The organism is Sphingomonas sp. NPDC079357 (assembly GCF_044901155.1).
In the GTDB taxonomy this organism is placed as follows: Bacteria; Pseudomonadota; Alphaproteobacteria; order Sphingomonadales; family Sphingomonadaceae; genus Sphingomonas.
The window spans coordinates 1,701,446-1,723,315 of sequence record NZ_JBJDOM010000001.1 but is presented as its reverse complement, the minus strand read 5'-3'; the positions used below and the strand labels follow the sequence as shown (position 1 = coordinate 1,723,315).

The 21,870-nt window shown below is 61.5% G+C and carries 17 protein-coding genes and 1 other annotated feature; of the genes, 4 read left to right on the top strand and 13 right to left on the bottom strand.

The window, feature by feature from the left end:
* Positions 1-39: 39 nt before the first annotated feature.
* From istB to ACI2JO_RS08020, 3 genes are all read right to left on the bottom strand, one after another.
* Positions 40-819, bottom strand: a complete 780-nt coding sequence (gene istB, locus ACI2JO_RS08030) for an IS21-like element ISRsp3 family helper ATPase IstB (RefSeq protein ID WP_279729000.1) — start codon at positions 817-819, stop codon at positions 40-42.
* Positions 809-2,329: an IS21-like element ISRsp3 family transposase gene (istA, locus tag ACI2JO_RS08025; protein WP_404720355.1), complete on the bottom strand. Its 1,521-nt coding sequence runs from the start codon at positions 2,327-2,329 to the stop codon at positions 809-811. Before istA ends, istB begins: the two co-directional genes overlap by 11 nt.
* Before the next feature lie 120 nt (positions 2,330-2,449).
* Positions 2,450-3,934, bottom strand: a complete 1,485-nt coding sequence (locus ACI2JO_RS08020; RefSeq protein ID WP_188084622.1) for a SulP family inorganic anion transporter — start codon at positions 3,932-3,934, stop codon at positions 2,450-2,452.
* A gap of 95 nt (positions 3,935-4,029) precedes the next feature.
* Positions 4,030-4,084: a sequence feature (sul1 is cis-regulatory element that is thought to sense ions involved in sulfur or methionine metabolism; They are found in Alphaproteobacteria), on the bottom strand.
* Positions 4,085-4,465: 381 nt separating this feature from the next.
* Here ACI2JO_RS08020 and ACI2JO_RS08015 point away from each other — a divergent pair.
* Both ACI2JO_RS08015 and ACI2JO_RS08010 read left to right on the top strand, forming a co-directional pair.
* Entirely contained in the window at positions 4,466-5,083 is a 618-nt protein-coding gene (locus ACI2JO_RS08015) for a recombinase family protein (RefSeq protein ID WP_188084618.1), read from the top strand.
* Positions 5,084-5,092: 9 nt separating this feature from the next.
* Entirely contained in the window at positions 5,093-8,098 is a 3,006-nt protein-coding gene (locus ACI2JO_RS08010) for a Tn3 family transposase (protein WP_188084617.1), read from the top strand.
* Between the two features lie 33 nt (positions 8,099-8,131).
* On the opposite strand, the gene ACI2JO_RS08005 is transcribed toward ACI2JO_RS08010, so the two are convergent.
* Positions 8,132-8,401, bottom strand: coding sequence for a hypothetical protein (locus tag ACI2JO_RS08005; RefSeq protein WP_404720126.1), 270 nt, complete (start codon positions 8,399-8,401; stop codon positions 8,132-8,134).
* Positions 8,402-8,480: 79 nt separating this feature from the next.
* On the opposite strand from ACI2JO_RS08005, the gene ACI2JO_RS08000 reads away from it, so the two are divergent.
* Both ACI2JO_RS08000 and ACI2JO_RS07995 read left to right on the top strand, forming a co-directional pair.
* Positions 8,481-9,560: a transposase gene (locus ACI2JO_RS08000; RefSeq protein ID WP_099186151.1), complete on the top strand. Its 1,080-nt coding sequence runs from the start codon at positions 8,481-8,483 to the stop codon at positions 9,558-9,560.
* A gap of 46 nt (positions 9,561-9,606) precedes the next feature.
* Entirely contained in the window at positions 9,607-9,807 is a 201-nt protein-coding gene (locus ACI2JO_RS07995; RefSeq protein ID WP_206435071.1) for a hypothetical protein, read from the top strand.
* 58 nt (positions 9,808-9,865) lie between these two features.
* Here the strand turns inward: ACI2JO_RS07995 and gloB are convergent, their stop codons facing one another.
* From gloB to ACI2JO_RS07950, 9 genes are all read right to left on the bottom strand, one after another.
* On the bottom strand, positions 9,866-10,639 hold the full coding sequence (gene gloB, locus ACI2JO_RS07990) for a hydroxyacylglutathione hydrolase (protein ID WP_125999146.1): 774 nt from the start codon (positions 10,637-10,639) through the stop codon (positions 9,866-9,868).
* Positions 10,629-10,961, bottom strand: coding sequence for a ribbon-helix-helix domain-containing protein (locus ACI2JO_RS07985; RefSeq protein WP_404720125.1), 333 nt, complete (start codon positions 10,959-10,961; stop codon positions 10,629-10,631). The genes gloB and ACI2JO_RS07985 overlap by 11 nt, the downstream gene beginning before the upstream one ends.
* Positions 10,962-11,151: 190 nt before the next feature.
* Complete coding sequence (locus ACI2JO_RS07980; RefSeq protein WP_125999144.1) at positions 11,152-12,048, bottom strand: transporter; 897 nt, start codon at positions 12,046-12,048, stop codon at positions 11,152-11,154.
* 193 nt (positions 12,049-12,241) lie between these two features.
* On the bottom strand, positions 12,242-14,287 hold the full coding sequence (locus ACI2JO_RS07975; RefSeq protein ID WP_404720124.1) for a sigma-54-dependent Fis family transcriptional regulator: 2,046 nt from the start codon (positions 14,285-14,287) through the stop codon (positions 12,242-12,244).
* 251 nt (positions 14,288-14,538) lie between these two features.
* Entirely contained in the window at positions 14,539-17,355 is a 2,817-nt protein-coding gene (locus ACI2JO_RS07970) for an FAD-binding and (Fe-S)-binding domain-containing protein (RefSeq protein WP_125999142.1), read from the bottom strand.
* A gap of 116 nt (positions 17,356-17,471) precedes the next feature.
* Complete coding sequence (gene groEL, locus ACI2JO_RS07965) at positions 17,472-19,109, bottom strand: chaperonin GroEL (RefSeq protein WP_125999141.1); 1,638 nt, start codon at positions 19,107-19,109, stop codon at positions 17,472-17,474.
* Positions 19,110-19,221: 112 nt separating this feature from the next.
* Positions 19,222-19,578: an MmoB/DmpM family protein gene (locus ACI2JO_RS07960; RefSeq protein WP_125999140.1), complete on the bottom strand. Its 357-nt coding sequence runs from the start codon at positions 19,576-19,578 to the stop codon at positions 19,222-19,224.
* 25 nt (positions 19,579-19,603) lie between these two features.
* On the bottom strand, positions 19,604-20,719 hold the full coding sequence (locus tag ACI2JO_RS07955) for an aromatic/alkene monooxygenase hydroxylase subunit beta (protein ID WP_404720123.1): 1,116 nt from the start codon (positions 20,717-20,719) through the stop codon (positions 19,604-19,606).
* 25 nt (positions 20,720-20,744) lie between these two features.
* Positions 20,745-21,770 carry an NADH:ubiquinone reductase (Na(+)-transporting) subunit F gene (locus ACI2JO_RS07950; protein WP_404720122.1) on the bottom strand — a complete coding sequence of 342 codons (1,026 nt, stop codon included), beginning with the start codon at positions 21,768-21,770 and terminating at the stop codon, positions 20,745-20,747.
* Positions 21,771-21,870: the final 100 nt, after the last annotated feature.

Sequence of the window (21,870 nt, the reverse complement as noted above, 5' to 3'; positions counted from 1 at the left end):
GGGTGGGCGTGGTTGATGTGCTGCCTGCGACGAGCAGGGTCAAGCGGGTGATTTGTCCTTTCTGGATTTTGGGGCGGCGGAACTGGCTCTGAAGCGGAAGCTGTCATTGCCGGTTTCAAGGATATGGCAATGATGCGTGAGGCGATCCAGCAGGGCGGTGGTCATTTTGGCATCGCCAAAGATACTGGACCACTCGCTGAAGCTCAGGTTGGTGGTGATAACAACGCTGGTCCGCTCATAGAGTTTGCTGAGCAGATGGAACAGCATGGCCCCGCCTGAAGGGCTGAAGGGTAGATATCCCAGCTCATCAAGGATGACGAGGTCGAGGCGCAACAGACGCTCGGCCAACTGGCCCGCCCTGTTTGCGGCCTTTTCCTGCTCCAACGCATTGACCAGATCGACAGTAGAGAAGAAGCGGATCTTTTTGCGGTGATGCTCAACCGCCTGGATGCCCAAAGCCGTCGCGATGTGGCTTTTGCCGGTGCCTGGTCCGCCGATCAGTACGACGTTGTCGGCGCTATCCATAAAGTCACCACGGTGAAGTTGACGCACGAGCGCCTCGTTGACCTCACTGACGGCAAAGTCGAAGCCTGCCAGATCCTTGTAGGCCGGGAACCGGGCTGCCTTGATCTGGTAAGCAATGGACCTGACCTCGCGCTCGGCCATTTCCGCTTTGAGAAGCTGGGAGAGGATCGGAACGGCAGCGTCAAAGGCTGGCGCGCCCTGCTCGATCAGATCGCCGGCGGCTTGCGCCATGCCATACATTTTGAGGCCGCGTAGCATGACAACCACAGCGGCGCTGGCGGGATCATGACGCATGGCGTAACGTCCTCAGCGTGTCGTAGCGTTCGACATCGGCCACAGGCTCCTGGGCGAGGCGCAGGGCTTGCGGGGCATCGATTGGGGATGCCGGTGGAGCCTTGCCATCGATCAGGCGGTGCAGAACATTGAGGATGTGGGTTTTGGTCGGCACCCCGGCTTCAAGGGCCAGTTCGACTGCGCTGAGCACAGCCTGCTCGTTATGCTGTAGAACAAGGGCGAGGATTTCCGCCATCTCCCTGTCACCACCAAGCCGCTTGAGCAGATGCCCCTGCAGTTGCCGGAAGGCTTCGGGCATTTCCAGGAATGGCGCCCCATTGCGCAAAGCGCCAGGCTTGCGCTGAACAACTGCCAGATAGTGCCGCCAGTCATAGATCGTCTGCCCCGGCTTCTGGTGAGAGCGGTCGATAATCCGGTTGTGCTCGCACAAGATTTGCCCCTCGGCCGCGATGACCAAGCGATCAGGATAGACCCGCAGGCTCACTGGCCGGTTCGCAAAGGAAGCAGGCACGCTATAGCGATTGCGCTCGAACGCGATCAGGCAGGTGGGCGACACGCGCTTGGTATGCTCGACAAAGCCATCGAAGGCCCGACCCATCGGCATCAGGCTGATAATCTCAGCGGCGTGCACATCGGCAACTGTGCCGGGCAGGACGCCATGCTGGATTTCTCCCCATTGTGCGATGCACCGCTCTTCCAACCAGGCATTGAGGGCGTCAAGATCTGGGAAGTTGGGCATTGGCTGCCATAACCGTCGACGTGCATCCTGAACGTTTTTCTCGACCTGGCCTTTCTCCCAGCCTGAGGCCGGATTGCAAAAATCCGTCTCGAACAGGTAGTGGCTGGCCATGGCAGCGAACCGCGCATTGACCTGTCGGACTTTACCCTGGCCGATCCGGTCTACAGCCGTCTTCATATTGTCGAATATTCCACGCTGAGGCACGCCGCCCAGCACCCGGAAAGCCTGTGTCAACGCATCGAACAACATCTCGTGGGTTTGAAGCAGGTAGGCTCGCGTAATGAACGCCCGACTGTGGGAGAGCTTGGTATGGGCCACCTGCAGCTTGACAGGTCGGCCATTCAGAAGGGCGTAATCTTCACTCCAATCGAACTGAAAGGCCTCACCGGGCTGGAAGATCAGCGGTACGAATGTGCCGCGCCCACTGGTTTGCTTTTCATATTGGCGTTCGGCCTTCCACGCTCGAGCAAAGGCGGCAACACGGCCGTAGGATCCCTCGAAGCCCAACTTAACCAGATCTGCATGTAGCTGCTTGGCTGTTCGCTTCTGCTTGCGCGACTTGCCGGATTCCACCCGCAGCCACGTCGTCAATTTTTCGGCAAACTGATCAAGCTTGCTCGGCCGTTTGGGAACCTTGAACGTCGGCTCCACCGCGTCATCGCGCAGATATTTGCGGATCGTGTTGCGCGATAATCCAGTCCGTCGCCTGATCTCGCGAATGGGAATGCCTTGCCGAAAATGCCAGCGGCGGATCACACTGAGTAAGTCCATGTCGATCACTCCGATGCCTCCTGACTGTTAGCCAGGGGCGAGGAAAACATGGGTCAATTCTCAGTGAAAACTTATAACCCTCCCGGGTCACTTCTCAGTGCAACTCAACATCTTGTCCTCTCAATGACCGCCGAGCGCTGCTTCGGCGCCGGGCTTGTCGTGAATGGCGAAACGATCGACCATTGAGGCGCTGGCCTCGTTCAGGCCAATCACCTCGACTTCGATGCCTTCGCGGCGGAACTTCAGGATCGCCTTGTCGAGCGTGCCGACAGCCGAGATGTCCCAGAAGTGTGCTTGCGAGACGTCGATGACGACGCGATCAAGCACTTCCTTGAAGTCGAACGCATCCACGAAGCGCTCAGACGAGGCGAAGAACACCTGTCCGGCGATGCGATAGGTCCGACTGCGACCATCAGCCGACAGGTCGGTTGCGACCGTGAACAGCCGCTTGACCTTGCTGGCGAAGAACAGGCCCGACAGGATCACGCCAGCCAACACGCCTTGTGCCAGGTCATGCGTCCACACGGTGATCAGCACCGTGGCGAGCATCACCACGGACGACTGCCATGGGTGATGCCGGATGTCGCGGATCGAGCGCCAGCTGAAGGTGCCGATCGACACCATGATCATGACGGCGACCAATGCGGCCATCGGGATGATCGCCACCACCGGCCCAAGTACCAGTAGCAGGAACAGCAGGAATACGCCGGAAACAAAGGTCGACAGGCGGGTGGAGCCACCTGACTTCACGTTGATCACCGACTGGCCAATCATCGCGCAGCCGCCCATCCCACCGAAGAAGCCGGTGACGAAGTTGGCAATGCCCTGGCCCTTCATCTCGCGCTGCTTGTCTGACGGCGTATCGGTGAGGTCGTCAACGATCTGTGCCGTCATCATCGATTCAAGCAGGCCAACGGCCGCCATCGTCAAAGAGTAGGGAAAGATGATCTTCAGGGTCTCGAGCGTGAATGGCACGTCGGGAGGCCAGAAGCTGGGGAAAGCCGTGGGCAGTTCGCCCATGTCGCCAACGGTACGAACGTCAAAGCCGGCATAAAACGCCACGACCGTCAGCAGCACGATGGCCACCAGCGGCGACGGGACAGCCCTGGTGAGCCGCGGGAACAGGTAGATCACAGCCAGTCCGGCCGCGACCAGAATGTAGGTCAGCAACGGCACGCCGGTGAGTTCCGGCAGCTGGGCCATGAAGATCAGGATAGCGAGCGCGTTGACGAAGCCGGTGATCACCGAGCGCGACACATACTGCATCAGCAGATTGAGGCGCAGGAAGCCGGCGATCGCCTGCAGCACGCCCATCAGAATCGTGGCGGCGAACAGATATTCGACGCCATAGTCACGGACCAGCGGCAGGATCAGGACTGCGATGGCCGCAGTGGCTGCCGAGATCATGCCCGGTCGGCCACCGACCAGCGAGATGATGACGGCGATGGAGAAGGAGGCATAAAGACCGACGCGCGGATCGACGCCGGCGATGATCGAGAAGCCGATAGCTTCAGGTATGAGCGCAAGCGCGACGACGATCCCCGCAAGGATGTCGCCACGTGGATTGGCAAGCCATTCGCGTTTCAGCGAGGCAAATGTTATCATTGGAAAACCTGGAATATAGCTGCAGCACAACAGCGGCCAGACGCTCAGTAGAGAACGTATGCAGTTGTAAGTGGCAGAACGCCGTGGTGCTTCAAGGTTATCCCGGGGATAGGCGCCGGGCCGAGCCACCCGGTACGAGCCGGGTCCAGCGGATGCGCGGCCATATATAGCACCCTTGGCAGCATGGCAACTCACAATATTGAACGGAGGAACGGTCGATTAGGCGCCAGGTCTCACAACAACGCAATCAGTCGCGTAGGTCAGTGCATTCCACGGCGACCGCGCAAACAGCGCCATCGACTGATGTGAACAGACGACCGTTTTTAGTGATGTGGCATCGTGGCTGGACGGCAGAGAATGAGGCGATAACTGCCGATGCAGGATTTCCAACAAACCCCGGTTTGATGCGAAGCGGCTTGGCGCTTGCGAGCGGGCTGCTTGATGGGCCTCAATCTCATATATACCCGTCCAAAAACCTATAGCCGGTAAACCCATCCTTCGATAGATTGATAAACGAGGGAGCGGACGTCAATGCTGATCGGGTACATGCGGGTGTCGACGGGCGAGCAAAATCTCGATCTGCAGCGCGATGCGCTGGATCGTGCTGGATGCGACCGGGTCTTCGACGACGTGTGCTCGGGTCGCGCGACCGAACGGGCGGGGCTCGACAAGGCAATCGATATCATGCGTGATGGCGACACCCTCGTCGTCTGGAAGCTCGACCGGATTGGACGGTCGCTGCCCCACGTCGTCGGACTGGTCGGCGATCTGCAGAAGCGCGGGGTCGGCCTGAAGGTGCTGACCGGCGATATCGACACGACGACCGTCACGGGCCGGTTGGTGTTCGGTATCTTCGCGACTCTTGCCGAGTTCGAGCGCGACCTGATCCACGAGCGCACGATGGCGGGGCTGGCCGCGGCCAGGGCGCGTGGCCGTGCAGGCGGTCGGCCACGGGTCATGACGAAGCAGAAGCTGAAGGCCGCGATGGCGTTGATGGCAGACCGCGACAATGCCGCGCGCGATGTCGCGATCCAGCTCGGCGTGTCAGTGTCGACGCTTTATGCCTATGTCGATGCGAAAGGACAGCCGCGAGAGCGGGCCAGCGAACTGCTGGCCAAGCGCGGGACCAAGTCCACGGCAGCGGCATAACGCGAAGCGGTGCCCGTCAGCTTTCTCTCAGATGACCAAGCACTGCGATATGGTCGCTTCGTCGGCGATCCGACATCGGAACAGCTGGCGCGTCATTTTTATCTCGACGATGCGGACCGGGCGTTCATCGGCGCGCACCGCGGCGACCACAACCGGCTCGGTGTCGCGGTGCAGCTTGGCTCGTTAAGGCTTCTCGGCACCTTTCTCGAAGATCCGGCAAAGACACCGGCGTCGGTCACGCGGTTTACCGGCGACCAACTGGCGATCGACGGATCGGCCGAACTGATGGCGCGATATTGCGCGACCAAAGGACGATGGCGGCACGGCCCACGCATTCGCGATCATTATGGCTACCGCGTCTTCTCCGATCCCGACGTCGCGTTCCGATTGCACCGTTTCATGTACGCGCTGTGCTGGACGGGCACTGATCGGCCATCGGCGCTGTTCGATGCAGCAGCGATATGGCTGCTCGAAGCCAAGGTGCTGTTGCCGGGCCTATCCGTCCTCGAGCGCGATATTGCGCGGGTCCGCACACGGGTCGCCGCGCACGTTCATAGCCGTCTGGTCGATAAGCTGACGCCAGAGCAACGTATCCGGCTTGATACGCTCGTCGCTGTTACCGAGGACGGACGGCAAAGCCCGCTCGATCGGCTGCGTGACGGGCCATATCTGCAAAGCGGCCCTGAGATTAGTCGCGCCGTCGACCGCCTGACCGAAATCCGCACGTTCACCGCGGGCTTGCCCGAACTTGACCGCGTGCCACCCAGCAAGGCCGCTGCCTTGGCGCGATTTGCTGGGGCCGCGAAAGCGCAAGCCGTAGCCCGGCTTCCCGACGATCGGCGCGCGGCCACCTTGGTTGCATTCATCCGCACCCTCGAAGCGTCGGCCAGCGACGATGTGATCGACCTGTTCGACGTCGTGTCGGCCAAGATGTCCTCCAATGCGCGCATCAACGCCAAGGAGGCTCGGATGCGCTCACTGCGGGATCTCGACGCTGCATCGCTCCGACTTCGCGATGTCGGCACCGTGCTGCTCGATGACAGCATTGACGATGCGAAGGTTCGCGCGGCCGTGTTTGCGCTGGTTGACCGGTCGGCGTTGACGGACGCCGTCGCGCAGGTGAACCTGCTTGCCCGACCAAATGACGAAAGCTATTTTGTCGAGTTGCGCCAGCAGGCCGGCACGATGCGCTATCTGCCGAAGATGCTGGCAGCGCTCGATCTTGCAGCCGCGCCTGCGGGGCAGCCGCTGCTCGACGCGGTCGATCACCTGCGCAGAGTTCACCAGGGTGAAAAGCGCCGTGGGCCGGCACCTACCGCGTTCGTCCCCAAGGGCTGGGGTCGTCAGCTGAAGACCGATGACGGTGCATTCGATCTGACCGGTTACCGGCTTTGTACGCTCGACCGGCTGCGCCGTGCCATCCGTCGCCGAGACGTCTTTCCCGTTCGTTCGCTTCGCTATGCCGACCCGCGCAAGGGCCTGCTGACGGGGGCCGCCTGGGAAGCGGCCCGACCGACGATATGCCGCACGGTCGGCGTGGCAGTCGCTGGCGACGAGGAAATCGCCAAACTGTCGGCGCGGATCGATCTCGCCTACCGCGAGACAGCAGCGCGCGTGCCGGCCAATAATGCAGTGACCATCACAAAGACCGCGGGCGGTGCCGACCTGTCGATCGGGCCGCTCGACAAGATCGACGAGCCGCTCAGCCTCACCGATCTCCATAAGGCGATTGATGCACGGCTGCCGCAGTTGGATCTCCCTGAGCTGATCCTGGAGATGAACGCGCAAACCGGGTTCGGGGCGGCGTTCACTCATGCCAGCGAAGGCAATGCGCGCGCCGAGGATATAGCGACGACCATCTGCGCAGTACTTGTCGCGGAGGCGACCAATACCGGGTTCGAGCCGCTTGTACGTCCCGAGATGCCCGCACTGCGCCGGTCTCGGCTGAGCTGGGTGAAACAGAACTTCATGCGCGCCGAGACGCTGACCGCCGCCAACGCGCTGCTGGTCGCCGCGCACAACAGGATCCCACTGACCCGCGCCTGGGGTGGCGGCGAGGTCGCCTCGGCCGATGGGCTACGCTTTACCGTGCCGGTCCGCACGATCCACGCCGGCCCAAACCCGCGCTATTTTGGGCGTGAACGTGGCGTCACCTGGTACAATCTGGTTTCCGACCGCTTTTCCGGACTGAATGCCGTGACGGTCCCCGGTACGCTGCGTGACAGCCTCCATCTGCTGGCGGTCGTGCTCGACCAGGAAACCGAATTGCAGCCAAGCGAGATCATGACCGATACGGCCGGCTATACCGACACAATCTTCGGCGTCTTCCACCTGCTTGGGCTCCAGTTCTCGCCGCGCATCGCCGATATAGGCGGCGCGCGGTTTTGGCGTGTCGATGGCAAGGCCGATTATGGCGTGCTGGATGACCTCGCGGCGAACAGGATCAACACCAGGCTTATCGTCGAGCACTGGGATGACCTCCTTCGCCTGGCCGGGTCACTGAAACTCGGCGCCGTGCGCGCGACCGGACTTACCCGTGTCCTCCAGACCAACGATCGCCCGACAAGGCTGGCGCGCGCCCTCCAGGAACTCGGCCGCCTCATCAAGTCGCTCTACATGCTGCGGTTCATCGACGACGAACCCTACCGACGCCGCATCCTCGTCCAGCTCAACCGCGGCGAGAGCCGCCATCAGCTTGCCCGCACCATCTTTCACGGCAAGCGCGGTGAACTTCGCCAGCGCTACCGCGAGGGACAGGAGGACCAGCTCGGTGCGCTCGGGCTGGTCGTCAATTTAGTCGTGCTCTGGAACACGATCTACATCGATGCCGCGCTCAACCAGCTCCGCGCCGAAGGTCATGTGATCCTGGACGAGGACGTCGCCCGCCTTTCGCCGCTCGGAACCAAGCACATCAACATGCTCGGACGCTACGCCTTCACCATCCCCGACATGGTGGCGCGCGGCGAACTTCGGCCGCTACGCGACCCCGGTGCAGTGGGTATCGACGATGCCTGAAGGTGCGCCTTATGTAGGTTTTCTGTTCCGTTGCTACTCAACCCCCAAGAATGCTTTCTGAATGGCGCGCTCGGTGGCGGGCGGAAACCCGGTATTGGCGACATGGATATTACCTAGAACGTAGGCAAGGCGGGTCCAGACCCGACGCGGCGGCCGTGGGATTTCCGGGATTACGCTGCCCAGAATTAGATCCTCTACCTCAGCTTCAACACGGTCCTCTTCGGGCATGAGGGTGACACCCGCGCTGAGTTCTTCGATCGCCTGAATGGTTGCCTCCCGTCGTCCCGATGAACCGACTTTCATAAGCTGGAGACCCGCAAAAACCGGTAGCGTTTGGACGGCTATGGTGATTCATTGAAGGCGCGCGATCACGGAGTGAGCTATGGATCCCAAGTCTCTGTTCAGTTTGAGCGAACACCTTGATGCATTGAGCAAGGAAGGCGATCCGCTCGAGGTTTTGCAGGAGACAGTGGATTTCGAGTATTTCCGGGCGTGGCTGGTTGAAGGGCTTGGCTATGGCGATGGTAGCAAAGGCGGCCGCCCACCATTCGATCCGGTGATGATGTTCAAGGCGCTGATCCTGCAGGCGCAGCATAATCTGTCAGACGCTCGGATGGAATTCATGATCCGGGATCGGCTTAGTTGGCTGCGGTTTCTGGGGCTGTCGCTCGGGGATCGAACGCCGGACGAGAACACGATCCGGCATTTTCGCAATCGCCTGACCGAGACGGGAACGCTCAAGCGTGTGATGAAGGCCTTTGACTGGCAACTCCAGAAGAAGGGCTACATCCCGATGTCCGGGCAGATCGTGGATGCCTCGCTGGTGCCTGCGCCAAGACAGCGGAACACCGAGGGCGAACGCGAAGCGATCAAGTCGGGCAAGAGCGCCAGGGATATCTGGCCGGACGAACCGAACAAGGCAGCGCAGAAAGATACCGACGCCCGCTGGACTCTCAAAGTCGGCGGGAAGGTCCGGTATCGGGCGGATGGGACGCCGCTCCCCATGATCGCCCTGCCGGTCTTCGGCTACAAATCCCACATCAGCATCGACCGACGCTTCGGCTTCATCCGAGGCATGGCGGTGACTTCGGCGTCAGCAGCGGACGGGCGTCTTCTCCGGCAGGTCGTCAGCACGGACAATACCAGTTCCGAGGTCTGGGCTGACAGTGCCTATCGATCCAAGCGCAACGAGAAGTGGTTGTCGGATCAGATGCTCACGTCCCGAATTCATCGGCGCAAACCCATGGGCAAGCCGATGTCGAAGGCAACCGCACGGGCCAATGCCGTCAAATCCTCCATCCGTGCGCATGTTGAGCATGTCTTTGCGCATCAGAAGAACCGGTTCAACCTGTTTATCCGCACCATCGGCCTGGCCCGCGCTGAGGCGAAACTGACCCTTTGCAACCTGGCCTACAACTTCAATCGCCTGATCTTCCACGAGCGCCGAGAAACCGCAGGCTGACTCTGTCTGCAAGCCGGCAAAAACGGCGAAATCAACGCCAGGTATCTTGGAAATCGGTCCGAACGATGCCCTTGGTGCGCCGCGCAGCCTCGACGTCATCACGCCAGCCCGAAATTACCCGGTTTTTGCGGGTCTCCAGCTCCTTCGCAACGCCTTTGGCGTCGGGCAGGGCGCGTGGAGCAGCGGGCAGTGGGTGGCGCTTGAGGTGGGGGTCGACATCGATATCGTCGCAACACGTCGCCGTTAGGAATGGTATAACTTCCTCGTAGGATTACGACGTAGAAGATTCGCCGATAAATGAATGCTCAGAACGTGTCTTTGTGTGCCCTCAGCTCTGCGAACTTGCGCAGCGCTTCGGCCTCCGTGCCTCGCCCCGCAATTTGCGGAAGATGAAGGAACGGGTTGGTACGCCGTTCGATACCGATCGTCGTTGGGACCGAAGGCTCGCCGTGATCGCGCATTGCGAAGATGTCGTTTGCGCGGTCGGTTGTTTCCGCACCATTGTCCACGGTGAGCGCGAAACGCGCATTGGCGGCGGCATACTCATGTGCGCAGTAAACCTTCGTTTCTTCGGGCAGCGCAGCAAGCCGTTGCAGACTTTCCCACATCATGCCGGGCGACCCTTCAAAGATTCGTCCGCACCCCATGACAAACAGTGTATCGCCCACGAATACGGCATTGAGACGCGGTATATGATAGCTCAGATGCCCGAGCGTGTGCCCGCCGGTAGCCATTGCCGCAATGGTAAGACCGCCAAGGAAGATGACCGCGCCGTCGCCGATGGCGATGTCAACGCCGGGTATCCGCGTGCATTCGATGGCCGGCGCTATGACGCGCGCGCCGGTCGCTGCTTTGAGCGCCAGGTTCCCGCCGACATGGTCCTCATGCCAGTGGGTGTTGAGGATATAGGTCAGCGGCCATCCGCGTTCGTCGAGGGCAGCCAGGATCGCATCGGCATCGGGCGTATCGACCGCGATCACCTCACCGCTGGCATGATCGCGGACCAGAAAGCCATAATTGTCCTGAAGGCAGGGAAACTGCACGATCTCACCGTCGGACTGGATCGTTTCACCGTTCATTGGAATTTCCGACCAGAAGCCAGGCCGGTCCCTTTGTCTTTGTGTGAGGCGCGAACTGGTCCGCGTAATAAATGCCGTAGTGGAGCGCGATGACGCGCAGGCATGAGGCGAAATTGGTCAGGTCGGCCTCCGTTCGCCGTACTTCATCGTAGAGCTGCGTCACAAGACGCCCGACGCTCTTGCCTTCGGCGCGCGCCATCTCGTCGAGAATAGCCCAGAAGCCCCGCTCGAGCCTTACCGACGTCGAATGGCCGTGAATCCGTATCTTGCGGGTGCGCAACATGTAACTGCCTGGATCGCTCAACTGGAACAGCCGACACATGCACCCTTCCAAAAGCCCGCGCTTCGACGGGCCTGAAGAATCCTAATCATGTTTCGTGCCAAATCGGCGTCCCGCCTGATTGCGTGATTTCGCGTCCATCATCAGATCCGCGATGACACAAATATGTGTCATCCTGTCGCGCACTGGATCACATCCGCTACATCTGTCCCGCGTTCGGGATGTGGCGGCCTCAGAAGACGTAAAGCCCTCTCAGCAGGAAGCCGATATCCTGGCGGAACCCCCCATCGACGTTGAACTGATGATTGACCTCCGCGAGCAATTGGAATTTCGGGGTCACGAATTTGCTCGCGACGAAACGCATTTCATCGAACTCCGTCCGTTGTCCGTTGGCGATGCTGTCCAGCTTTTGCTTGCCCCCTCGGAAACCCTGATAGCCGATCGACGTGGCGAGACCGCCAGGCCATTTGTAGTTCACAAATGCCTGTGCCTGGACGCTGGTCTTTTGCGACAAGGTCTGTTCGCCCAGAACGCCTGCCTTCTTATTGTGACCATAGAGGATCATGTCAGCGGTCAGATCGAACGACCAATGATCTCCGAATCCTTGGTGCAGGGCGATCTGCGGATCGTAGACGACACGATTGCCCCCGAGGTTTATCGTTTCCAGCTTGTCATATTTGCCGGTAGGAACCGTCAGATATAGGGTGACGCCCAGATAGGTCTGTCGTTCCTTATCGTTGATCGGCCATAGCGCCGCAGCGAGGATCGTGTCGCCCAGCCCTGAACTGCGCTTGAATCGCTGGCCGCCGATGCGTGCCTTATCGAGGGTGCCGATCGGTTGCAGCACCTCGACGAGCGCCAGCGTATCACCGATTTCAAAATAGTGCGCGAGGCGCGCGATGCTGAGCTTGAGATCGAGATTGGTGCCGTCGTCCAGCTTCGGGCCGCCCTCGGGCTTGAACTGGTCATGATGGCCATAGAGCGCATAGCCGAGAAAGACCGTGGTCCCGGCGGGAACCGTCACGAACTCATAGGGCTCCAATTCCGTCGCATTCGCCGTCGCCGAAAAGCACGCCACACCGAGGGAAGCGCAAATAGCAGACAAGGCTGTACCAAGAATAGACCTCATAAATCCTCTCCCGCTTGCTATTGATTCTCGCGTTTTTCGCAATTTGCGCGGGAATAGTGTGAAATATTCAGCCCAATGTCCAATAAAACTGTTAATAAAAAGGCATTTTATTGAATATGTTACCTAGTAATCACAGTATTGCATATAATAATACTACATCATTCCGCCACTCGCGGCGAAACGCAGGGCGAACTCAGCTTTCTCCGGCAGGCATGCCAAATCGGCTGAGCAAATCGAAGGGATTCGATCGTTTCAGGCCGTAATGATTCATCTTGCGATAGAGCGTACTGCGCGAAATGCCCAATATGGCTGCAGCAGCCGACAGGTTCCCGCCCGCCACCCGCATGGCCCGATTGATCGCAGCCTGCTCGGGTCCGCCAGCATCCTGTGACGCGGGGTCATTGGGATAAACGGGAATCGGCAGCTCCACTGCCTGTTCTCCAAAGGCGATCTCCCTGGGCAGGCAAGCAAGGTCGGCAATACCATCCTGTGCGAAGAGGATCCCGCGCTCGACGACGTTGCGGAGTTCGCGGACGTTGCCCGGCCAGGAATAGGCTTTGAGCCGGGCCATCGCTTCCGCCGTAAACCGCACAGGTTCACGGTCGTGGCGGTCGGCGACACGCGGATTGAAATAGTCGATCAGGCATTCCAGGTCGCCGGTCCGCTGGCGCAGCGGCGGAACTTCGATCGCCGTCACGCTAAGGCGGTGATAGAGGTCAAGCCGGAAACGCCCCGCGGCAACCTCGGCGCGGAGATCGCGATTGGTCATCGCCAGGATACGCACATTAACGCGGCGCGGGACATTGTCGCCGACCCGATAGATCACGCCCTCTTCTAGGACACGCAAGAGATAGGGTTGAAGCTCCAGCTGAAGTTCACCGATCTCATCGAGGCAAAGCGTGCCGCCATCGGCCTGCTCGAAGCGGCCGATGCGCCCTTCAGTGTTTGCGCCGGTAAATGCGCCTTTCGCATAACCGAACAGTTCGCTTGCCAGCATCTCCCTGGAAACCGCGCCGCAGTTGAACGGCACGAACGGGCCACGGGCGACCGCGCTCTGCCCGTGGATCGCGCGCGCGAACAATTCCTTGCCCACGCCGGTTTCGCCTTCGATGAGCACCGGCACGTTAAGCGCGGCAATCTGCTTAGCCTGGGCAATGGTGTGCCTAATACCGTCGCTCACGCCGACAATGCTGTCGAATTGGGATCGGGCAGGATCTGCCTCGTCTGCGACGGCACGTGTTGCCGGGACGGGACGGGCGACGGAGCGCGCGGGTATGACGAGCAGGTGTCCGGTAACATCGCCGTCAGCGAGCAACGGACGAAGCCAATCACGCGGAAGATCCGGAACGAGTTCCCGCATCGGTCGACCGGAACTGTCGAGCAAGCGCATCCCACGCTTGAGTTCGGGCAAGGCACTGTCGATGCGCTCGCCCAGCATGCGCTGCGCAAGGCGGCTCATATAGGCGATCCGCCCCTTGGCATCGATAGCAATCAGGCCATCGCCGGAATGGCGCTGGCTGTGCTCCAGCCCCATTTCCATCAGGCGAAGCTGCTGCGCTTCGGTCTGCCGCATCAGGGCCTGCTCGATCTGGCTCGCCGCCACGACGGCGAGCGCGAGCATCTGCGTACTCGATTCCTGCTTCTTCGCCGAGATATCGAGGATGCCGATGATACTGCCATCCACCGGGTCGTGTATCGGTGCGCCCGCACAACTCCAGCCTTTGATGCCTTCGCAATAATGCTCGCCGGCATGGACCATCACAGCCTGACCGATCGCTAATGCCGTGCCGATACCGTTCGTCCCGGCATTGCCTTCCTGCCACTGTCCTCCCTGTGAAAGCGCAATATCCATACCGGCGTGAACCGCCTTCCGGTCGCCCACGGAATCAAGCACGATGCCTTTCGGGTCGGTGATCAACATGAGTGAGTTCGTGCCGGCCAGGACGTCGGCGGCTTCGGAGAGCGTCGGCGCGGCAGCCTGAAGAAGCTCGCGATTTTTGCGGCGGAGTGATCCAAGGATGTCACTGTCCAGTTGCGGCGCCACGTCGACAGCGAGGTTGACCTTGGAATGACGACATCGCTGCCAGGATTTGATGACGACTTCTCGAACCGGCGAGCGATCCAGCGTTGATCCGGAAACGAAATGTTCCCACGCCTTGCTGACCTCGAAGTCCCGTGCATCCAGGACCTGGAAGGTCGTCCGGAGCTTTCTTTCATCCATTGATAAATGATCGGTCATGCCGCCCACTCCCTCGCTGGCCGCAATTGCTGCGAGAGTTGAAATTGGTCTGTAGGACGGCCATCGCACTGCTTCGGGAAAGGCCAGGCCGTGTCGGTCACCTTCGGGGCGAAGCGCGGCCACGTCACGCTCTTTACGTCGCTTTTCAACGCGAACTCCTCTCACTCGTCGCGAGTCTCTCTTTGCCGGAGACTTCCGCTTTTGATATTCGTCAAAGATACACCGCGCAGCGGCAATGTGGTAGTAATCTGCTACCCCCCTCTCCTCATTCCTTCATCGACCAGATAGGCCAGCGACCGGTAGGATATGCCGGCATGGTCGGCGAGGCCGATTTCGCAAGTCCTGCTGGTCGAATAGCCGCCGCCACATTGTTCCGGTACAGCGTCGGCAAGATGCCGCAGCGCGTGGTCGTTCAGTTCCGGCGTTGTGAAGCCCTTGTCGCCCGCGAAACCGCAGCAGCCGACATCCTCTGGTATCACAACCTGAGAGGCGCAGGCGCGCGCCACGGCCGCAAGCTTGGCTTCGAGGCCCATGCGGCGGCTGCTACAGGTGATGTGAAGCATGACCGGCCCATCCACGGGCGTGATGTCCACCCGTGGGAGGACCAGGTCGTGCAGGAAGTCCGCGATGTCGAGGATCATGAGAGGGCGATCCGTCGCCGCGATCCGGCGGCGCAGCCGGAACGCGCATGGGCTGGTGTCCATCAGGACGGCGCGTGCATCGCCGACGCCGTTCGCCATGATGTCCAGCATCCGGTCCGCCATCTCGTCGGCGGTTTCGATCAGCCCCTTGCTCTCCCACGGCATTCCACAGCACAGGGCATCCGCGCCGGCGGGACAATGAAGCGCGAGGCCAGCGCGCTTGCCCAGCGAACGCACGACATCGGGAAGCTGCCGGGCATCATGGTCCCCGGCAGCAGGTCCCATCACGCGGCTGACGCAGCTCGGGACATAGAGCAGGCTTTCGGGTCCGGACGGCGCGGCGCTTGCGTCGAAGCGCGCGGGCCGCGGCATGTTCCGGGGCATTTGCGGCAGTCTATCACCCGACAGGCTGCGCACGCCGTTGGAGAGCCGGCGCACCGTCTCGCGCCCGACCAGGCGTCCGGCGAGGTCGGCCGCACCAAGGGCGGCACGCACCGTGGCCATGGCCATGTCCATATGACCGGCGATGACGCTGCCGGTGCTGCGCGCCAAAGCGCCGCGGCGCTCGCCCCGATCCTGTTTCATCAGCAGACCGGTTTCTATGCCCACCGGGCAGGCATTAGCACACAGGCCGCAGGCGGCGCAGGTGTCAACGCCGGCATAGGCGAAGAGCCTTTCGAGCTCCTCGGCGTCTTCGCCTGTCTTGCGGCGCCTTGCGATCTCACGCTGACCGACGATCCGCTGTCGCGGCGACAGCGTGAAACCATGCGAAGGGCAGCTCGGTTCGCAAAAGCCGCACTCCATGCATTGATCGACCAGAATGTCGGTCGCCGGCAGCGGTTTCAGGTCCTTCAGGTGGACGTGGGGATCATCGTTGAGGATGACGCCCGGGTTGAGCAGGAATTCAGGGTCGAACAGCGCCTTGATATCCTGCATCAGCGCGTAAGCGCGAAACCCCCATTCCGCTTCGACAAAGGGAGCCATATTGCGCCCCGTGCCATGCTCGGCCTTGAGCGAGCCATCGAAGCGGACGACCATCGAAACCACCTCGTCCATGAACCGACGATAGCGTTCGATTTCAGCGGGCGTGGCGAAATCCTGGGTGAAAACGAAGTGTAGATTGCCCTCCAGGGCATGGCCGAAGACGATCGCCTCGTCATAGCCATGGACGGCGAAGAGACGCTGTAGCTCTCCAGTGGCAGCGGCGAGATGCTCGATGGGGAAGGCGACATCCTCGATGATGACGGTGGTTCCCGGCCGCCGCATCGCGCCCACCGCCGGAAACAGGCCCTTGCGTACTTTCCAGTAGGCATCGGTGATCGCAGGATCGCTTTCGAACTGGATCGGCACGATCGTGTCATGACCGGCAAGGGCTTCGGTGAGGGTCTCTAACTGAGCCGCGAGATTCACGGCATCGTCGGCGCGGGTTTCGACGAGCAACGCAGCCGCATCCGGCCCCACTCCTGCGATATGCGCCGGAATGCCTGGCTTGCCGTCGACCGCACGCAGGGAGGCACGATCCATGAGCTCGACGGCCGCCACCGGCAGCGCCTTCAAAGTGATGACCGCGCGGGCTGCGGCATCGATATCGGCGAACAATAGGAGGGCGCTCGCCTTGAAACTTGCGTCTGCGACGGTGGCGAGCGTCACTTCTGCGATGAAGCCGAGCGTCCCCTCCGATCCGATCATCAGATGCTGGAGGATATCGATCGGATCGGTGAAATCGGTCAGTGCATTGAGGGCGTATCCGGTGGTGTTCTTGATCGCAAATTTGTGCGCGATGCGATCGGCCAGCGCGGTGTTCCCCCGCACCTGCTCTCCCATCTGCCGCAACTCTATCAGCATCGCGCCGTGACTGCGGGTAAAGGCGGCGCGGCTCTCGGCATCACTGGTGTCGAGCAGCGTGCCGTCAGCCAGGATGATCCGCATCGCGATGAGCGTGTGGTAGCTGTTCTGCGTGGTGCCGCAACACATGCCGCTGGCGTTGTTCGCGGCGATGCCGCCGATTTTCGCCGTGGCGATGGAAGCGGGATCCGGGCCGATCTTGCGGCCGTGACGCGCGAGCAGACGGTTGGCGGTGGCGCCGATGACACCGGGCTGCAGCCGGATGGTCGAGCCGTCCGCCGCGACGTCGCTTGTCCGCCAGCCGTCCCCCAACACCATCAATATGCTGTCGCTGATCGCCTGGCCCGAAAGGCTGGTGCCCGCCGCGCGAAAGGTAACGGGTGTCGCGTTCGCCCGCGCGACCGACAGCAGGTGGCACACTTCGTTTTCACTCTCCACGATTGCCACGATCTTGGGGATCAGCCGATAAAAGCTCGCGTCGGTCCCATAGGCAAGCGTGCGGAGCGGATCGGTGATAAGCCGCGTCCGGGGGATGACCCTGGCAAGCTGCCTGTAGGCGTTGTCGTAGCGATCAGACGTCATATCCATCCTGTCCTGGCCACTCGCCATTCAGTGAAATGGGGTGCTTTCCGCGCCGCTCACGAAAAGCACCCCTCGGCAGCGGAGTGGGCGCGATGGCGCTCGCCGATCCGCGCCGATCAGGCCCGGCCGTAGACTTCCGCGCCGCCACCCCGCGCGGGTCCGGCGGTCGGATCGACGCCTTCGGGAAGGTCCACCACGAGCGAATGCGTCGTCAGGATCAGCTTCGCCACCGATATCGCATTTTCAAGCGCCGTGCATGTCACCTTCACCGGATCGATGACACCAGCCTCGAACATGTCGGCGAACGTGCCGTTCCTGGCATCAAAGCCGAACCCGTGCCCCTCCCCGGCGACCCGCGCGACGACGGCGGCACCGTCCTGGCCAGCATTGGTGGCGATGATCGCGAGCGGCTGCTTGATCGCGTCGCGCACCAGCATGACCCCGACCTGCGCGCCGTCGATCGTCTCCTCCACCAGCGGGTCGAGCCGCGCAGCGGCCTGCACGAGCGCGGTGCCGCCCCCGGCCACGACACCTTCGTCGCGCGCGGCGCGGGCCGCGTTCAGACCATCCTCCAGAAGTTGTGCGGTGCGTTTCTGTTCGACCGGCGTGGCGCCGCCGGCGAGCAGCAGGGCGGTGCCGCGCGTGAGCTTGGCCAGCCGGTCGGCAAACTTGTCCCGTTCGATATTCTGCGGCGCCTCGTCCCAAAGCCGCTGGACCAGTTTGCGCCGTCCGTCGATCAGGGCCTTTTCACCGTTGCCGCCCAGGATCACCGTGGAGGATGCGGAGATGCGGGCGCGGGTCGCGTTGCCGAGATCGTCGAGCGTCACATCCTCGATCCGGCCGCCCAAGTCCCGGGCGATCACCCGTCCACCGGTCATGATCGCGAGATCCTCCATCATCGCCTTTCGCCAATGACCGAATTCCGGCGGATTGATCGCGACCACCGTGCCGCGCCCCTGAAGGCGGGCCTGCATCACAGCGGCGATGACGTCCGGGGCGATCTCGTCCGCCACGAGCAGCAACGGCCGTCCGCTCGCCTTGAGCTGATCAAGAATGCGCAGGATCGGTTCGGCTGCGGGTACCTTATGGTCGGTCAACAGGATGGCGGGATTGTCGAGTTCGGCAGCGAGGCTCGAACTGTCGGTTGCCATATGGTGGGATACGAAGCCGCGATCGAGGACGAGCCCTTCATCCACCTCCAGCCGCGTCGGTGAACCGGCAAGGGCATATTCGATATGGACGACGCCCTCGGAGCCAACCCGTTCCAAGGCTTCGGCGATCAGCTCACCCAGCGCCGCTTCGGTGGCGGCGACATTGGCGACCATTCGCAGTTCGCCCTGCCGCACCGGGCGCGCACTGTCGCGCAGCGCCTTGAGGACGACGTCGCGCGCCTGGTCGATACCCGCTATGACATCGACCGCCTTATGGTCGCGCTCGACCAGCTTGACGCCGTCCTGAACGAGCGCGTTGGCGAGTGCGGTCGCGGTCGTAGTGCCGTCGCCTGCAGTTTCGTTGGTCTGGGCCGAGACTTCGCGAACGACCTGCGCGCCCAGATTCTCGAACCGGCACGGCAATTCGATCTCGGCCGCGATGCTGACGCCGTCGCGCGATACAAGCGGCGTTCCGATCGGCCGGTCCATGATAACATTGGTTCCCTTGGGTCCGAGCGTGCCGACGACGGCGCGGGAAAGCTGGTCTACGCCGCGCGCGAGCGCGGCGCGGGCTTCGGCATCGTAAAGCATGATCTTGGCCATCTATCTTCTCCTGTACGCCCCGCCGTCCATTGGCGTGGGGTCGCTTATCGTGGGGCAGTGAGCGCCGGCGGAGCGGCCGCCGATGCGATATCGCTTCATTCAAATCGGCGGTTCACTCGTATTGGAGCGCCTCATCCATGTCGCCGAACAGGATGACGGTGTTCTCGTCGACCATCACCATCCGGCCATAATGGGTGGAGGTGGATATCTCGAAGATGTGCGGGGTCATCTCGCGACCGAGCGCCTCACTGATCTCGGCCATATCGAAGACGATCTTGCCCTCCCCATCGACGCGGATCATCGCGGGGAGATAGGTCACCTTGATCCCCGGACGCTGTTCCAGGATTTCGGCGATGCAGCGCGCCTCGACGCTGTCGTTCATCGTCACGCCGCACTGGTGCGATATAGTGCGTTCCTGTGTGATGTCCTTCAGAGGCGTGAAGAGTTGCTGTTCGGTGGTAACGGCCATGTCCTGTGTTCCTTTCCTGGAGCGATTATTCGGCGGGCTCGGCGATCTGGAGTTCCGGCATCGGAATCTGCGTGGAAAAGACGCCGATCTCCGATACGATCGCCTGCAGGCGGTTGATCGCCGAAGCGTAGGCTTCGGCGAATTGGGCAGCCTTCACACGCGGCTGCGACCAGATCGGCTGAAGATCCAGCGCGGCCTGAGTGGCGATCGGCGAATATTTGTCGAACCAGCCCTGCAGCAGCTGTCGGTTAGCCTCGCCATAAGCGGGATCGCGCACCAGGAGAGCAAACAGTTCGACCGTGTTGGCGAGATTGCGCTCATAGTCCGCTTCCGCCGCGGAGATCACGGCAGGAGAGGAATAGTCGTTCTGGGCCGCGGCGAGCTGCATGACGAAGCCGGAGCGGAACAGCTCGCCGACCAGCGGCTCGAACAGCACGTTGACGATGAAATACTGCTCAAGGAAATCGCCGGCGCCGCGCGCGGATTCAACAAGTTCGCGCGCCTTCTGCCAGACCGGATTTTCCAGCCAGTTGCGCTTGCCCGCGTCGACGTCGAAGCCTTCGATATCGAGCCCGATCTCGCCCAGATACAGCGTCAGATCCTGCGCCAACCTCAGCTTGTAGGACGAGTTGGTCAGGATCGCATTGTTGACCATCTGGGTATAGCCGTAGCGCTGAGCGTGCATCAGAGCGGTGCCGAGACCATATTCGGCGTGCTTGAAGGCTCCCAGATGATCCTGCAGCACCTTCACCCAGGCCTTGTCGAAACGCTTGGGTGCGCCAGCGCGGCGGGCATTGTCGATCACATTCTTGACCATGCCGCAGATGGTGGACTGGCGCTGATAGTGCGTGCGTTCCCATTCCTGATCGGGCGCGCGGTACTGGTGCCAGTCGCTGCTCTTGATGGACGTCCAGTCCTTGGAATAAGTCGGCGTGCCATCTCCAAAGGAAATGATCCAGTCCTGGAGCAAATAGCGCTCAGGGTCCGGCTGGACGTCGACGGTGACGTCTTCATAATGGGTCGCCTTGCGACCCTTGGGCTCATAATAATTATAAGCCCGGCTATCGGACCCCGGAAAGGTCTTCGCGCCCGCGGCCGCGGACTTCTGCTCAGGTTCAAGCACTTGTACAGACATCGTCATCTCCCTTTCTGTCAGGCATTGCGCCTCATGGTTGCGTCGCGGGTGTGAACTTGTCGAAATAGATCCGTGCCGGATCGACGTCGGCCATCTGCAGGATAGGCAGCGCCGCATCGATCATCGGCGGCGGGCCGCAGCTATAGGCGTCCGCTTCCTCGGTATCGTCCATTTCGAGCAGGTGACGGCGAAGGACGTCGTGGATGAAGCCCGTCTCACCGGCCCATCCGTCGCCATCCTCGGGGTGCGACAGGGCCGGAATGAATTTGAAGTCGGGCATGCGCGCCTCAAGATCGGCGAAGATCTCGAGCGCGAACAGATCCTGTACGGTACGGGCGCCATAGAAGAAGCGCACCGGTCGCGTTTCGCCACTTGCCGCCTGATCGAGCAGGATCGACATCAGCGGCGCCATCCCCGAACCGCCGCCGACGAGGACCATCGGTCCGGTGCGTTGCTCGCGGCGGAAGCAGGAACCATAAGGCCCCTTGACCGTGATCGTGTCACCGATCTTCGCTTGCGCGATCGCGGTGGAAAAGGCGCCGCCGGGATATTTCTTGATGATGAATTCCAGACGGTCGGGTTCGCTGGGCGCGTTGCCCATCGAATAGGAGCGCGTGATTTGCGCGCCGTGGAGCGTCAGGTCGGCGAACTGGCCGGCCCAGAATTTCATCGGCTCTTCGAGATCTATGGCGATGCGCACAATATCGTGCGTGAGCGGTTCGACGCCGGCAAGCCGGCCAGGGAACGCCCTGACCGCAATCGAGCGCGACAGGAGATCCTCGTCATAGTTGAGCAGCTCGACTTCGATATCGCTGTAGACGAGGGTCCGGCACAGCAGCACCTGGCCGCTTTCCTTTTCCGGGTCGGACAGGGCGAAGGTCGAATATTTGAGCAGCTCCACATCCCCTTCATTGAGGATGCATTTGCAGGCGGAGCATTGCCCTTCCTTGCAGCCGTGCGGCAGGGCGACGCCCTGGCGGAAGGCGGCGTCAAGCACGGTCTCGCCCTCCTCCACCTCCATCTCGATGCCGACCGGCTCCAGGCGCACCTTATGCACCGCTGGCCTGGGCTGAAGCATTTCCTGTCCCATTTTTGTTCTCCACGAGGTAGTCGCTAAGGGGCTCGGAGAGGCGGGACATACCCGCCTCCCCGGTCCG

Coding starts and splice junctions, on each gene's coding strand:
- ACI2JO_RS07955 (WP_404720123.1), bottom strand. CDS start 20,719: ATGACGATGTCTGTACAAGTGCTTGAACCTGAGCAGAAGTCCGCGGCC.
- ACI2JO_RS08020 (WP_188084622.1), bottom strand. CDS start 3,934: ATGATAACATTTGCCTCGCTGAAACGCGAATGGCTTGCCAATCCACGT.
- ACI2JO_RS08000 (WP_099186151.1), top strand. CDS start 8,481: ATGGATCCCAAGTCTCTGTTCAGTTTGAGCGAACACCTTGATGCATTG.
- istA (WP_404720355.1), bottom strand. CDS start 2,329: ATGGACTTACTCAGTGTGATCCGCCGCTGGCATTTTCGGCAAGGCATT.
- ACI2JO_RS08015 (WP_188084618.1), top strand. CDS start 4,466: ATGCTGATCGGGTACATGCGGGTGTCGACGGGCGAGCAAAATCTCGAT.
- ACI2JO_RS07975 (WP_404720124.1), bottom strand. CDS start 14,287: ATGACCGATCATTTATCAATGGATGAAAGAAAGCTCCGGACGACCTTC.
- groEL (WP_125999141.1), bottom strand. CDS start 19,109: ATGGCCAAGATCATGCTTTACGATGCCGAAGCCCGCGCCGCGCTCGCG.
- ACI2JO_RS07970 (WP_125999142.1), bottom strand. CDS start 17,355: ATGACGTCTGATCGCTACGACAACGCCTACAGGCAGCTTGCCAGGGTC.
- ACI2JO_RS07985 (WP_404720125.1), bottom strand. CDS start 10,961: ATGTGTCGGCTGTTCCAGTTGAGCGATCCAGGCAGTTACATGTTGCGC.
- ACI2JO_RS07980 (WP_125999144.1), bottom strand. CDS start 12,048: ATGAGGTCTATTCTTGGTACAGCCTTGTCTGCTATTTGCGCTTCCCTC.
- ACI2JO_RS07960 (WP_125999140.1), bottom strand. CDS start 19,578: ATGGCCGTTACCACCGAACAGCAACTCTTCACGCCTCTGAAGGACATC.
- gloB (WP_125999146.1), bottom strand. CDS start 10,639: ATGAACGGTGAAACGATCCAGTCCGACGGTGAGATCGTGCAGTTTCCC.
- ACI2JO_RS08005 (WP_404720126.1), bottom strand. CDS start 8,401: ATGAAAGTCGGTTCATCGGGACGACGGGAGGCAACCATTCAGGCGATC.
- istB (WP_279729000.1), bottom strand. CDS start 819: ATGCGTCATGATCCCGCCAGCGCCGCTGTGGTTGTCATGCTACGCGGC.